The sequence below is a fragment of the Mesorhizobium sp. P2_B5 genome (assembly GCF_056404775.1).
The window spans coordinates 188,775-202,608 of the sequence record NZ_JBFUDJ010000008.1 but is presented as its reverse complement, the minus strand read 5'-3'; the positions used below and the strand labels follow the sequence as shown (position 1 = coordinate 202,608).

Sequence of the window (13,834 nt, the reverse complement as noted above, 5' to 3'; positions counted from 1 at the left end):
GCAAACGGTCAAAGCCACCTGCGAATCCGACTCCGAAACAAAACGCACCAAAAAGGAAACAATTCCGCCATCGGCGCGGCATCGTGCCGACACAATCGGAGCCGATAAGCGCGCCGAAACAAGGGGTTGGCGCCATGACCGCGGCACGGAAGTTCGATATCACAGACGACGGCTTGCATGAAGTGCGGCTGCGGCCGGCCGAGAGCCGTGCGCCGGTGACGGCGAGCCTCGGTCCGTTTGAAGTCACTGCCGACGAGCGCAAGGGCTCGACGATGCGCGAGGCGCTGATGACTGGGCTGCTGGTGATCTATCCGGCCTTTGCAGCGCTGGCGGCGATTGTCGCGGGGTTGTTTTTGACGGGCGCGAGTGGGGTGTGAGCTTACCCTCCCCCTTGTGGGGAGGGTCGACGCGTAGCGTCGGGGTGGGGGCAGCGCCAAGGGACCCCCCACCCGCGCCTTCGGCGCGACCTCCCCACAAGGGGGAGGTAGGGGACAGCGCTACTTCGGCCGTTTGAACGCCTTCCTGTCCTTCTCGACCTCCTTGCGGCAAACACACCCTTCGAGGTGGTCGTTGACCAGGCCCATTGCCTGCATGAAGGCGTAGACCGTCGTCGGGCCGACAAAACTCCAGCCGCGCTTTTTCAATTCTTTCGAAATCCTGACCGAGACCGCCGTGGTCGGATTGGCGCGCAGATGGGCGAGGTCGACGATTTCGGGTCGCTCCTCCTTGCCCGGCTCGAATTTCCAGAACCATGCGGCCAGCGAGCCGAACTCATCGACCATTTCCCGCGCCCGCTTGGCGTTGTTGATGGTCGAGACGATCTTGCCACGGTGGCGGATAATGCCGGCATTGCCGAGCAGGCGCTCGACATCCTCGTCGGTGAAGGCGGCGACCTTGTCGAAGTCGAACCCGGCAAAGGCCTCGCGAAAGTTCTCGCGCTTGCGCAGGATGGTCAGCCAGGACAGGCCGGACTGAAAACCTTCGAGGCAGATCTTTTCGAACAGCCTGCGGTCGTCGGCCACCGGCCGGCCCCATTCATGGTCGTGGTAGTGCAGATAGTCAGGCAGATTGCCGTGCCAGAAGCAGCGCATGATGCCGTCGGGGCCGGCGACCAGGCCGGTGTTTCCTTTTTCCATAGTCAAAGACCCATTCGTTAACGCGCTGTCGCGCATTTACCGCGGCTTTACCAGATTCCTGAACGCGGCGGTAACCACACCAAAAGGTTTACTGACAAAGCGGCATTTTACGCATTCCGATTCATGTTTCGGTTGCGGCTTCACGCCAAGGATCGCGCAACCGGGGGCAAGTTCCGCCTCCGTCCGTTCGACGATCAAGGTGCGTTCCGATGAAGATCTTTTTGCGTTCCGTGCTCGGCGCCGTGGCCATTCTGGCCGCCGGCGTCACCTCGTCCGCCGCCAACGACCGCTATGCCGACAGGCCGCCGGTGATGGTGAGCCCCGACCTTTCGGCACCCTGGGTGCTGCAGCTTGGCCGCGCGCCCGGCATCGTGCGGCAGAGCCGCCAAGTGATCCAGCAGCCGCGCGTTCGCTATGCACAGCCGGCGCAGCCCGACCGGGTGCGTACCGCTTCGGTGCAGGCTCCGGCCAAGCGCATGGTGATGCAGCCGCAGATCAACCCGCTCTATCTGCCACAGGAAGTCGCCTATGACGGCCCGCAGAAGCCGGGCACGATCGTCATCGATACGACGCAGAATTTCCTGTTCCTGGTCGAGAAGAATGGCAAGGCGCGGCGCTATGGCGTCGGCACCGGCAAACCGGGCTTCGAATGGTCCGGCACGCACAAGATCACCAACAAGCGCGTCTGGCCCGACTGGCGCCCGCCGGCGGAGATGATCAAGCGCGAGGCCGCCAAGGGCCGCTACCTGCCGACTTATCTGGCCGGCGGCGAAGAGAACCCGCTCGGCGCCCGCGCGCTCTATCTCGGCACGACGGAATATCGCATTCACGGCACCAACCAGCCCTGGACGATCGGCGGCGCGGTGTCGTCCGGCTGCATCCGCATGCGCAACGAGGACGTGGTTGACCTTTACGAGAGGGTCAATGTTGGAACGACCGTTGTCGTGATATAGTCGGCTAGCGAATCAACTGGTCCGGAAGGCTAGACCTTCAGGGATCGGCAAGGGTTTACGGGGGACGGGCCGTGTGGGGATGCGGCCAGTCAGGAAAGGGCAGCACGGGAAACCGCGCTGCCCTTTTTCTTTGAGGTAGGACCGGCTGCGCCTAGGCCAAGCTGTGCCAGAACGTCGCGCCGGGGGGATGACGGTTCGCTTTCACGCTGCCCTTGCCACATTTCCCCTGCTATAGGGGCGGCCAAATTCGCTACGAAGGTCCAGCCATGTCTCAGCCAGACGACAGCCGCTATCTCCGGGGCGGCCCGGTCGCCCAGCGCATCATCGCCGCCGTGCGCGAGGATGCTGCCATTGCTACCGCCGAAGGTTTTCCGCCCAAGCTGGTGTCGATCACCGTCGGCGATACCGATGCGGTCGATGTCTATGTGCGCAACCAGCGCGCCAAGGCCGGGCTCGCCGGCATCGGTTTCGAGGAGCGGCGGTTCCCCGCCGATATAACCGCCGGCGAACTCGAGGCGGCAATCCATGGCCTCAACGCCGATCCGCGCGTCACCGGCATCATCATCCAGCGGCCGGTGCCTGCACACATCCCGATCAAGACGCTGCAGGCGGCGGTGCACCCGCTGAAGGATGTCGAAGGCATGCATCCGGCCTCGATCGGCAACATCGTCTACAACCAGCTCGATCTCGCGCCTTGCACGGCGGCGGCCTCTGTCGAGCTGCTTAAGGAAACCGGCCTCGACCTCAAGGGGCTCGAAGTCGTCGTCGTCGGCCATTCCGAGATCGTCGGCAAGCCGATCGCCTTCCTGCTGATGAGCGAAGGCGCGACGGTGACGGTGTGCCATCACATGACACGCTCGGTGGCCGCCCATGCGCGCCGGGCCGACGCGCTGTTCGTCGCCGTCGGCAAGCCGAGGCTGATCAAGGCCGATATGGTCAAGCCCGGTGCGGCGGTCATCGACATCGGCATCAATTCGGAGATCGGGCCGGACGGGCAAAGCCGCATCGTCGGCGACGTCGACACCGAGAGCGTCAAGCACGTCGCGTCCTGGATCACACCCGTGCCGGGCGGCGTCGGCCCGATCACCGTGGCGATCCTGCTGCGCAACACAATGGTCGCGCTCAGCCGCCAGCGGGCACGCTACCAGGCGACGTATGGCGTGGTGGACAGGCTGGCGGCGGAGTAAGATACGGCGGCGCCAAGCCACTCACCCAGCCTCCGCTTCGCTCGGCTGACCTCTCCCCTTGGAGAGAGGAGACTTTCGGCGCCAGCGCCAACCTCTTCTGCCCGACGGGGAGAAGGTGGCCGCGAAGCGGCCGGATGAGGAGGCTGGCGCCTACGATCGTCTTCTCACTCCGCAGCGACCAGCCTTCCCTCGGAGACGCCGTCCGGCTTCGGGCCGCCATAGGCCCAGTCGAGTAGCTTGATCGTATGCACCACCGGCAGCTTGGCGGCCGACGCGATCTGGGTGATGCAGCCGATGTTGCCGGTGGCGACGATTTCGGCGCCGGTCGCCTCGATGTTTTTCACCTTGCGGTCGCGCAGTTTTGCGGAAATCTCCGGCTGCAGGATGTTATAGGTACCGGCGGAGCCGCAGCACAGATGGCCCTCGCGCGGCTCGCGGACGACGAAGCCGGCCTTGGCCAGCAGCTCCTTCGGCTGGCGGGTGATCTTCTGGCCGTGCTGCATCGAGCAGGCCGAGTGATAGGCGACGACGGTGCCCGGCTTGCGCACCGGCTCCGGCAGGTCGAGGGACGAGAGATATTCGGTGATGTCCTTGGCCAGCGACGACACGCGTGCAGCCTTGTCGGCATAGGCCGGGTCGAGGCGCAGCATGAAGCCGTAATCCTTGATGGTGGTGCCGCAGCCCGATGCGGTGATGACAATCGCATCGAGCCCGCCCTGGTCGATGGCACGCGTCCAGGCATCGACATTCTGCTTCGCCGAAGCGAGCGCTGCTTCCTCGCGGCCCATATGATGGACCAGCGCGCCGCAGCAGGCCTCGCCCTGCGGCACCACGACCTCGACGCCAAGCCTGGTCAGCAGCGCGATCGTCGTCTCGTTGATGGCGGGATCGAGTACCGACTGGGCGCAACCGGTGAGGATGGCGACGCGGCCTTTTTTCGCCCCCTTGCCGGCATGGACGCCGGGAGAAGCCATTGGCGAGGCCGCCGGGATCGAGGCCGGCGCCAGCTTCAGCATCGCACCGAGCGGCTTCAGGGCCGGCAGTTTTTCGAACAGGCCAATGAACGGCTTGCCCAGTCTCGCCAGTTTCAGCGCGGTGCGAAAGCGCGCGGGATAGGGCAGCACGAAGGCCAGGATGGCGCGCGTCAGCCGGTCCAACAGCGGCCGCCTGTAGGTCTCCTCGATATGGGCGCGGGCATGGTCGACCAGATGCATGTAATTGACGCCCGACGGGCAGGTCGTCATGCAGGCCAGGCAGGACAGGCAGCGGTCGATATGGGTGACGATCTCCTTGTCGGCCGGACGGCCGTTCTCCAGCATGTCCTTGATCAGGTAAATGCGCCCGCGCGGGGAATCCAGTTCGTTGCCGAGCGTCACATAGGTCGGGCAGGTGGCGGTGCAGAAGCCGCAATGCACGCATTTGCGCAGGATCTTTTCCGATTCCGCGACGTGGGGATCAGCTAGCTGGGCAAGGGAGAAATTGGTCTGCATAATCTAGCTCTGGGTCATGCGGCCGGGATTGAGGATGGCCTTGGGATCGAACTCGGCCTTGAGCCTGGCCGACAGGGCCGCCAGATGCGGCGCCTGCGGCTCGAACACCGGCACGGCGGCGCGATGCGCGGGCGCAGCGCGCACCAGCGTCGCGTGACCGCCGCCATGTTTTCGGATCAGCCCGCGCAGCAGGCCGGCCTCGGGATCGCCCTCCTCCATGCGCAGCCAGACCAGCCCGCCCTGCCAGTCGTAGAAGGCGCTGACACCGATCTGCATGCGCAGCGTCAGGACCATCTGGTGGGCCTGGGACGGCGCCATGGAGACGCGCCATACCGGCTTTTCAGTGCCATCGGCGAATGGCGCGCAATCCCTGACGTCGCGCCAGACTGCATATGAGGCTTCGCCCGCAATCTCCTGCAACGGGCCGGCGTTTTTCAACAGGGTCTTCAGCGCCTCGATACGATAGGCGACCGAAGGGCCAAAGCCTTCGACACGCAGCAGCGTCGCGGCGTCAGCGCCGAGACTGCCGCCGGCAACGCGCGCAGCGATGCGCTCGGGCAGATGGGCAGCGCTCGACGCTTCGGCGCTCGAGCCGAGCGCCAGCGCCATGGCGGCAGCTGCTGCATCATCGAGCAGGCCGCGCACGGCAAGCGTGACTTCGACCTCGGCCGCCGGCAGCACCTTGAAGGTGACGTCGGTGAACACGGCGAGCGTGCCCCAGCTGTTGGCCATCAGTTTCGACAAATCGTAGCCGGTGACGTTCTTGACGACGCGGCCACCGGACTTGAACGCCTCGCCGCGACCGGCAACGGCGTTGATACCGAGGATGTGGTCACGCGCGGCACCCGCCTTCAGCCGGCGCGGGCCGGACAGGTTCGCGGCGAGCACACCGCCGATCGTGCCCCTGCCGGGCTTGCCGCCGAGCAGCGGGCCATAATCCATCGGCTCGAAGGCGAGCTGCTGGCCGTTTTCAGCGAGCAGGGTTTCGATCTCGGAAAGCGGCGTGCCGGCCTTGGCCGACAGCACCAGTTCAGCCGGCTCGTAGAGGGTCACGCCCGTGAGTTGCGAGAGGTCGAGCGTGTGCTCGCTCTGCTGTGGCCGGCCAATGCCGCGCTTGGAGCCGTGGCCGACGGTTTCCAACGGCGTCTCCTCTGCCGCGGCCCATTGCACGATGGAGAGGGCTTCGGTGGACGAGGTGGGAGTGAAGGTGGTCATCGTAAACTCCGGTTCCTCGCCCCCGCAAAGCGGGGGAGAGGTGGCTCGGGCGAAGCCTGAGACGGAGAGGGGGCCATCATAGAGCGCTATCTCCCGTTTTCCTGGCGGCGAAAACAAACCTGAGGTCGGCAGCAACTACGTCTTCAGCAATCCGTCCTTCCAGCGCTGCGAGGATGGTTTCGCAAACACTCCTCGTGTTCTTCAGCCCATCGTAATTCCAGAATCGCAGCACGGAGAAACCTTGGCCTCGCATGAACTCATCGCGTCGCCTGTCATAACTGCTTTCAGCGTGCTGACTGCCGTCCAACTCCACGATCAGCTTTTGGTTTCGACAAGCAAAATCCGCGAAATACGGACCGATCGGCATCTGGCGCACGAACTTATGTCCGCCCAGTCTCTTGGCTTTCAGTTCGTTCCAGAGGGTCGCCTCGGCTTGATTGTCGCCGTGGCGAAGCTCGCTCGCACGGGCGATCTTTTCAGGCGACCGGCGGCTCGGCGCATCGGGCGTCCCCCTCTCCGTCTCGGGCTTCGCCCGAGCCACCTCTCCCCCGCTTTGCGGGGGCGAGGAACCCAAGTTTTGAGACGTCCCCATCAAAACCTCGGAATATCCGGAAATGCCACCTGCCCGCGATGCACATGCATGCGCCCCAATTCCGCGCATCTGCGCAGTTGTGGAAACACTTTTCCCGGGTTGAGCAGATGATTGGGATCGAAGGCGCATTTGACGCGCATTTGCTGGTCGAGGTCGATCTGGTTGAACATCTCCGGCATCAGGTCACGCTTCTCGACGCCGACGCCGTGCTCGCCGGTCAAGACGCCGCCGACCTTGACGCAAAGCCGCAATATGTCGGCGCCAAAGCTTTCCGCCTTGTCGAGTTCGCCCGGCACATTGGCATCATAGAGGATCAGCGGGTGCAGATTGCCGTCGCCGGCATGGAAGACATTGGCGACGCCGAGCCCGTATTTCTCCGACAGTTCACGCATGCCGGCGAGCACCTTCGGCAGCTCCTTGCGCGGGATGGTGCCATCCATGCAGTAATAGTCGGGCGAGATACGGCCGACAGCGGGGAAAGCCGCCTTGCGGCCGGCCCAGAAACTCAGCCGCTCCTGTTCGGACTGCGAGATGCGGCAGGTGGTGGAGCCGTTCTTGTAGGCGATCGCCTCGACGAGACCGATCAGGTGATCGACCTCGACGCCCGGCCCGTCGAGTTCGACGATCAGCAGCGCCTCGACATCAAGGGGATAGCCGGCATGGACGAAATCCTCCGCCGCATGGATTGCCGGGCGGTCCATCATCTCCATGCCGCCGGGAATGATGCCGGCGCCGATAATGTCAGCGACGCACTGGCCGCCCTGCTCGCTCGTGGGAAAACCGATCAGCAGCGCGCGTGCCGTCTCCGGCTTTTTCAGGATGCGCACGGTGACTTCGGTGACGACGCCGAGCAAGCCTTCGGAGCCGGTCATGACGCCCAGCAGGTCGTAGCCTTCCGAGTCCAGATGATTGCCGCCGAGGCGCACCACCTCGCCGTTCATCAGCACCATCTCGATGCCGAGCACATTGTTGGCGGTGAGGCCGTATTTCAGGCAGTGCACGCCGCCGGAATTCTCCGCAACATTGCCGCCGATCGAGCAGGCGATCTGGGAGGATGGATCAGGGGCGTAGTAAAACCCCTCCTGCTCGACGGCGGTGGTGATGCCGAGATTGGTGACGCCGGGCTGAGCGACGACAACGCGGTCGGGATAGTCGATCGCAAGGATGCGGTTGAAGCGGCTCATGACCAGCAGCACCGCATCTTCGAGCGGCAGCGCGCCGCCGGACAGTGAGGTGCCGGAGCCTCGCGGCACGACGCGAATGTTGCGGTCGTTGCAGTATTTCAGCACCCGCGACACCTGCGCCACCGTTTCCGGTAGCACCACGACCAGCGGCAATTGCCGGTAGGCGGTGAGGCCGTCGCTTTCGAAGGCACGCATTTCGTTGGTGGCGTCGACGACGCCCTCGCCAGGCACGATGATGCGCATGTCGGCAACGATCTCTGTGCGCCGGCGCATCGTGGCGTCGTCTGGCTTGGGCATGACAAGGCCGGACATCGGCAACGTCCTCCGCGTGACTGGTAAAAATCTTTTACCAGCCGTCGGCGCTTGTTGCAAATCCTGCTTTGGTCGAGCGCGCGGCAAGGTCCAGCGGCGAGCTTCCGCAGCGGCAATCTGCCGCTGGCGCTCTCCCCCCTTGAAGGGGAGATGGCCGCGAAGCGGTCAGAGGGGGTCCGTGCACGTGAAGCGCCGACGTCGTCTTCCGTCTCGAGAACGAGGCTGGTGCTTCACGCGAGACGACCCCCTCTGTCGCCTTCGGCGACATCTCCCCCTCAAGGGGGGGAATTATTCTCCCGGATGTTTCGCCGGCTCGGAATGCATGCGCCGCACACGCCGCACACCCCACCAGACCAGCAGGATGGCAACCGGCACCGACGCGGCAGTGACCAACTCCGGCGCAAAGGCATGGCCGAAGATCGAGGCGCCCTTGGCGAGATAGGAGATCAGGCCGACGACATAGTAGGACACCGCGGCAACCGAGAGACCTTCCACCGTCTGCTGCAGGCGCAGTTGCAGCCGGGCGCGGTTGTTCATCGAGGCCAGCAAATCGCGGTTCTGCTTTTCGACCTCGACATCGACCCAGGTGCGCAGCAGCGTCGTGGCGCGGGTGAGTTTTCGCGACAGATTGGCCTGGCGCTCCTCGACCGAGCGGCAGGTGCGCATGGCGGGTGCTACGCGGCGCTGCAGGAAGCCGCCCCATGTGTCGTAGCCGGGCACTGCCTCTTCCTCCAGCGCTTCCAGCCGCTCGACAACGATGCCGTCATAGGCGCGGCTGGCGCCGAAGCGATACAGGCTGGAGGCGGCATCGGCTTCCAGTTCGGCGGCAAGCTCGGTCAAATCGGCGAGCAGCGTCTGGCTGTCGCGCGTCTCGGCGACCTTCATCTCCAGCGTCGTCTGCGCCAGCCTGTCCTCGATGCGGCGGGCGCGGCCGGACAGCGTCAGCGCCAGCGGCAAGCCGAGCATGGCAAGCGTGCGATAAGTTTCGACGTCGATCAGGCGCTGCGACAGCGCGCCGGTGCGGGCCGGCGTCAGGCCGCGGTCCAGAACCAGGATGCGGGTCATGCCGTCGCCGTCCTGGCGAAAATCAGTGACGATGGCCGCGTTGCCGCGCTCGACCAGCGAATAGCACAGGCTCGTCGGGTCGAAGCTGGCGATCAGCTTCTCGCTCGCCTGCGTCCATTTGCGGATGTCGAGGCGGATGCCGGAAATGACCGTTCCAGGCGGCGAAAATCCATTGCCGAAGGGAGAATCCTCCTGCGCCCTGCCGTTTTCGGCAAGCGGCCCTTCCCACAGATAGGTCGAGAATTCGGTGTGCCGCTCCCAGCGCAGCGTGCCCTTGCCCCACTTCATGGCGTGGTGGCGGGCGTGACGGTCGGGCGCGGCGATGCCGAGGCGCCGCGACAATTCCGAGAGCACGGCCATGTCAACGCCGGAGCCGCCTTCGGTCATGAAAGCAAGCTGCACCAGCACACGCGGCTTCTCGATCAGCGGATGCGGCCGGGCATGAACCTCGCCAAGCGCGCCGGGCCGTCCCTCATGCGCGGGAAAGCCCATCACGCTGCCTTGGGCGCGCGGCTGGAATTCGAGATTGGACGTCTCGTCCGACACGGCTGGTCCCCCTGTTCTCGACCCTTCGTGTTGTCGCGTCCTCTTGAGACAATCGATGAGGCGCGTAAACAGCAAAGTTTAGCCGAAGCGATTTCGCCGGCACCGCACGGAAAGCGACTGTGTGGGGCGAATTGGATAAATAATTTGACCAGTTGGCGACACCGGCTTTAATCTGCACGACAAGAAGCAGAGCATGATGTCGTCCCGAAAACCGCTTCACACTTTTCGGCATCATGCTCCAGGCAAGATTTCCCAGGCGCCCCTTTGAGCGATATTTTCTCCAGGATCGAGCATTCGCGCACCGCCGACGAGGTGGTGCAGCAGATCGAAAGCCTGATCCTGGAAGGTGTGCTGCGCACCGGCGACCGGCTGCCAGGCGAACGCGAACTGGCGCGCCAGTTCGACGTGTCGCGGCCGATCCTGCGCGACGCGCTGAAGGCGCTGGAGGGGCGCGGGCTTTTGAGCACCAAAGCCGGCGGCGGCACCCATGTCGCCGATGTCATCGGGCAGCTGTTCACCAAGCCGGTGACCGACCTGATCTCCATGCACCGCAAGGCGGTGACGGACTATCTGGAATATCGCCGCGAGATCGAAGGCGTCGCCGCCGAATATGCGGCGCGGCGTGCCACAGCAGACGACATCGCGCTGCTCGACCGCATCATGGCGCGCATGGACGAGGCGCACCGCACCGGCGATTTCGACGACGAGGCGGAGATCGACGTCGAGTTCCATCACGCGGTCTGCGAGTGCGCGCACAACATCATCCTGTTGCACACGCTGCGCTCCTGCTACCGGCTGTTGTCGGAAGGCGTGTTCCAAAACCGGCTGCTGGTGTTCAGCGTGCCCGGCGCGCGTGAGGCGCTGCTGGCCCAGCACCGCGCGATCTACAAGGCAATCAAGGCCGGCGATCCCGCTGCCGCCCGGCAGGCGGCGATGGACCACATCTCCTATGTCGAGCGCTCGATGCTCGAGGCCGAGCGCAGCGGCGACTGGCAGCGCGTGTCGCGGCTCAGGCTCAAACAGCGCTCCGACGCCGGCAACGGCACGAAAACAACAGGTTAGGGACCACCATGAGCGACATCCTCACCATTGCCGACCTCAAGGATCTGGCGCGCCGGCGGGTGCCGAAGATGTTCTTCGACTATGCCGATTCCGGCGCCTGGACCGAAAGCACCTACCGCGCCAACGAGGAGGATTTCGGCAAGATCAAGTTCCGCCAGCGCGTGCTGGTCGACATGAGCAATCGCTCGCTGGAATCGACCATGATCGGCGAGAAGGTGGCAATGCCGGTGGCACTCGCCCCGACCGGCCTGACCGGCATGCAGCATGCCGATGGCGAGATGCTGGCGGCGCAGGCGGCGGAAGGATTCGGCGTGCCGTTCACGCTGTCGACGATGAGCATCTGCTCGATCGAGGATGTCGCCTCGGTGACGAAGAAGCCGTTCTGGTTCCAGCTCTACGTGCTGCGCGACAAGGATTTCGTGCTCAATTTGATCGACCGGGCGAAGGCGGCGAAATGCTCCGCACTGGTACTGACGCTCGACCTGCAGATCCTGGGACAACGCCACAAGGATATCCGCAACGGACTGTCGGCGCCGCCCAAGATGACGCTGGCCAACATTGTAAACATCGCCATGCGGCCGCGCTGGCTGATGGGCATTGCGGCTACCCCGCGCCGCACCTTCCGCAACATTGTCGGCCATGCCAAGGGCGTCGGCGACGTCTCCTCGCTGGGGTCATGGACGAATGAGCAGTTCGACCCGCAGCTGTCGTGGAAAGATGTCGCCTGGATCAAGGAGCGCTGGGGCGGCAAGCTGATCCTGAAAGGCATTCTCGACAAGGAGGACGCGCTGATGGCGGTCAAGACCGGCGCCGACGCTATCGTCGTCTCCAACCATGGCGGGCGCCAACTCGACGGGGCGTCGTCGTCGATCATGGCGCTGGAAGAAATCGCCGATGCCGTCGGCGACAGGATCGAGGTGCATATGGATGGCGGCATCCGTTCGGGCCAGGACGTGCTGAAGGCGCTGTGCCTCGGCGCCAAAGGCACCTATATCGGCCGTCCCTTCCTCTACGGCCTCGGCGCCATGGGCAAGCAAGGCGTGACAACGGCACTGGAAATCATCCGCAAGGAGATGGACATCACGCTGGCGCTGTTAGGCAAGCGCCTGGTGACCGACGTGGGCAAGGATCAGTTGCGGCGCTAGGGTCTTGTTCACCGATTGGCCCTAGCTTCACTGGGACCACGGAGACGACGCCAGCCTTGACCGAGACCGGCATCTATTACCTCGATGCGCGCGCGCCGGATGGCATGCGCCTTTATGCGATCGGCGACGTGCATGGCCGGCTCGACCTGCTCGAAGCCATGCACCACCAGATCGAGAGCGAGCTCGAATACAAGCCGACCGCCGACTGGCGGATCATTCACCTCGGCGACTATGTCGACCGCGGGCCAGACTCCAAGGGCGTCATCGATTTCCTGATCGAGGCGCAAAAGCGCGATCCGCGCAACCTGATGCTGGCCGGCAACCACGATATCGGCTTCCTCGATTTTCTCGATGTGCCCGACCCGGAAGGGCTGTTCATGCGCTATGGCGGTGTGCAGACGGCACAATCCTATGGCGTTGACCTGATTGGAGACGCACGCTGGTTCGGCAAGGCAGAGGCGGTGCAGCGGGGGCACGCCGAGCTGGTCAAGGCCGTGCCGCAAGCCCATGTCGACTTCCTGCGGTCGCTGACGTTTTCAGTAAGCTTCGGTGATTTCTTCTTCTGCCATGCCGGCATCAGGCCGGATGTGCCACTGGAGAGCCAGAACCCGCAGGATCTGGTCTGGATTCGCGACATCTTCCACAACCATCCAGGGCTTTACCCGAAAGTGGTCGTGCACGGCCACACGCCGGTGCCGGAGGCCGAGGTGATGCCCAACCGCGTCAATGTCGACACGCTCGCCTGGCAGTCCGGCATGCTCACCGCGCTCGCCGTAGACGGCGCGGACAAGCGTATCCTGACTGTGCAGGGAAAAGCGTTTTAACGGAGCGCGGCGGTGACGCCGTAGCCGTCAACGGCTTGATGGTTGTTGGCTGCATCGGCGGAATAAATGCCGAGACCGCACAGCACGATGGCAGACAGCATGACAAAGGACAGAAGCGCTGCTTTCACGGACGTCATCTCTAGTTGAGCTTCCTGCATCTGGGCACGAGGCGGTTACCAATGCGTTGAAACGGAGAATTCGTCTCAAAGTTTCGACGATTTCGCGCTTGTAGGTCGATTCTGTATCGGCGGTGTGTCGCGCGGAGCACACAGAAGGTTCATCGCGGTTGCATTGCCGATGCAGAGCGCGCGCCTTGTAGGCTAGCGTTCGGCCACAAACCAAGGATGAAAGAGGTTTTCCCCGGCGGATTCACCGCCGCGTGCCAATTATGCAACGGCTGGCTTCCGCGCGGCTACCGGGGTTCAGATCGTCGCCACCCAGGCGCGGGCAATGGCGAGGCCGGCGGCATCGGCGTCCGCGCCGTTGCTAGCCATTTCGCCATCGAGCCGGTCATGCCAGTCGGGATGGCGCTCGGCGATGAGCGGTGCGAAGGATGTGCTCCAGTCCTTCACCATCGGCCGGTCGGCTTCGAAATGGAACTGGAAGCCGTAGACGGCGCGGCCGATGCGGAATGCCTGGTTCTCGGCAATATCGTTGCCGGCTAGCCGCACCGCATTTTCGGGCAGTGCGAAGGTGTCGTCGTGCCATTCGAAGATGGGGAAATCCTGGGGCAGTGCGCCAAGCACCGGATCGGTCTTGGCGTCCGGTGTCAGCGACACCTTGTGCCAGCCGAATTCCGAGGCGCCGCCGATCTTGTTCTCGCCACCGAAAGTGCGGGCGACCAGCTGGCTGCCCAAGCAGATACCGAGCACAGAGCGATCCTTGGCGGCGAAATCGCGGGTCAGTTCGAGCAGCGCCGGGAAATAGGGGTAGTCATCGTCGGCCAGCGCGTTCTGACCGCCGCCCAGCATCACCATGGCATCGTGCCCGGTCGCGTCGTCAGGCAGCGGATCGCCCTTGTAGGGTCGGCGCAGGTCGAGATCGGCGCCGGCTTCGGCAAGTGCCGCGCCGACCTGGCCGAGACCGGTGTTGTCGTAGTTCTGGACCACCAGCACTCGCATAC

General features: G+C 64.3%; 14 protein-coding genes. 6 read left to right on the top strand and 8 right to left on the bottom strand.

The annotated features are described in order from the left end of the window. Positions 1-134: 134 nt before the first annotated feature. Positions 135-377, top strand: coding sequence for a hypothetical protein (locus AC1D1N_RS23945; RefSeq protein WP_477351457.1), 243 nt, complete (start codon positions 135-137; stop codon positions 375-377). 120 nt (positions 378-497) lie between these two features. Here AC1D1N_RS23945 and AC1D1N_RS23940 read toward each other — a convergent pair whose 3' ends face one another. Beyond that, a complete protein-coding gene (locus AC1D1N_RS23940) occupies positions 498-1,136 on the bottom strand; it encodes a DNA-3-methyladenine glycosylase I (protein ID WP_112561990.1) in 639 nt (212 codons plus the stop codon). Positions 1,137-1,345: 209 nt separating this feature from the next. On the opposite strand from AC1D1N_RS23940, the gene AC1D1N_RS23935 reads away from it, so the two are divergent. Both AC1D1N_RS23935 and AC1D1N_RS23930 read left to right on the top strand, forming a co-directional pair. After that, positions 1,346-2,089: a L,D-transpeptidase gene (locus AC1D1N_RS23935; protein ID WP_112561989.1), complete on the top strand. Its 744-nt coding sequence runs from the start codon at positions 1,346-1,348 to the stop codon at positions 2,087-2,089. Between the two features lie 266 nt (positions 2,090-2,355). Further along, positions 2,356-3,276, top strand: coding sequence for a bifunctional 5,10-methylenetetrahydrofolate dehydrogenase/5,10-methenyltetrahydrofolate cyclohydrolase (locus tag AC1D1N_RS23930; protein WP_477351455.1), 921 nt, complete (start codon positions 2,356-2,358; stop codon positions 3,274-3,276). Between the two features lie 164 nt (positions 3,277-3,440). On the opposite strand, the gene glcF is transcribed toward AC1D1N_RS23930, so the two are convergent. From glcF to AC1D1N_RS23905, 5 genes are all read right to left on the bottom strand, one after another. Further along, complete coding sequence (gene glcF, locus AC1D1N_RS23925; RefSeq protein WP_477351453.1) at positions 3,441-4,766, bottom strand: glycolate oxidase subunit GlcF; 1,326 nt, start codon at positions 4,764-4,766, stop codon at positions 3,441-3,443. Between the two features lie 3 nt (positions 4,767-4,769). Beyond that, positions 4,770-5,981 carry an FAD-binding protein gene (locus tag AC1D1N_RS23920; protein ID WP_477351451.1) on the bottom strand — a complete coding sequence of 404 codons (1,212 nt, stop codon included), beginning with the start codon at positions 5,979-5,981 and terminating at the stop codon, positions 4,770-4,772. Between the two features lie 76 nt (positions 5,982-6,057). Further along, complete coding sequence (locus AC1D1N_RS23915) at positions 6,058-6,522, bottom strand: endonuclease domain-containing protein (RefSeq protein WP_477351449.1); 465 nt, start codon at positions 6,520-6,522, stop codon at positions 6,058-6,060. 50 nt (positions 6,523-6,572) lie between these two features. Then, on the bottom strand, positions 6,573-8,069 hold the full coding sequence (locus AC1D1N_RS23910) for an FAD-linked oxidase C-terminal domain-containing protein (protein ID WP_112561985.1): 1,497 nt from the start codon (positions 8,067-8,069) through the stop codon (positions 6,573-6,575). A 288-nt stretch (positions 8,070-8,357) separates the two neighbouring features. After that, positions 8,358-9,680: a DUF3422 family protein gene (locus AC1D1N_RS23905; protein WP_477351446.1), complete on the bottom strand. Its 1,323-nt coding sequence runs from the start codon at positions 9,678-9,680 to the stop codon at positions 8,358-8,360. 264 nt (positions 9,681-9,944) lie between these two features. On the opposite strand from AC1D1N_RS23905, the gene AC1D1N_RS23900 reads away from it, so the two are divergent. The 3 genes from AC1D1N_RS23900 to AC1D1N_RS23890 are packed head-to-tail and all read left to right on the top strand — an operon-like array spanning position 9,945 to position 12,711. Beyond that, a complete protein-coding gene (locus AC1D1N_RS23900) occupies positions 9,945-10,742 on the top strand; it encodes a FadR/GntR family transcriptional regulator (RefSeq protein WP_477351445.1) in 798 nt (265 codons plus the stop codon). Positions 10,743-10,750: 8 nt separating this feature from the next. Next, a complete protein-coding gene (locus tag AC1D1N_RS23895) occupies positions 10,751-11,887 on the top strand; it encodes an alpha-hydroxy acid oxidase (protein ID WP_477351443.1) in 1,137 nt (378 codons plus the stop codon). A 56-nt stretch (positions 11,888-11,943) separates the two neighbouring features. Then, entirely contained in the window at positions 11,944-12,711 is a 768-nt protein-coding gene (locus tag AC1D1N_RS23890) for a metallophosphoesterase (protein WP_112561981.1), read from the top strand. On the opposite strand, the gene AC1D1N_RS23885 is transcribed toward AC1D1N_RS23890, so the two are convergent. Both AC1D1N_RS23885 and AC1D1N_RS23880 read right to left on the bottom strand, forming a co-directional pair. Then, positions 12,708-12,848 (bottom strand): hypothetical protein, encoded by a 141-nt coding sequence (locus AC1D1N_RS23885; protein ID WP_006206855.1) that lies wholly within the window; start codon positions 12,846-12,848, stop codon positions 12,708-12,710. The two genes, AC1D1N_RS23890 and AC1D1N_RS23885, sit on opposite strands and share 4 nt — an antisense overlap. 285 nt (positions 12,849-13,133) lie before the next feature. Then, positions 13,134-13,832 carry a type 1 glutamine amidotransferase gene (locus AC1D1N_RS23880; protein ID WP_477351441.1) on the bottom strand — a complete coding sequence of 233 codons (699 nt, stop codon included), beginning with the start codon at positions 13,830-13,832 and terminating at the stop codon, positions 13,134-13,136. Between the last annotated feature and the right edge of the window lie 2 nt (positions 13,833-13,834).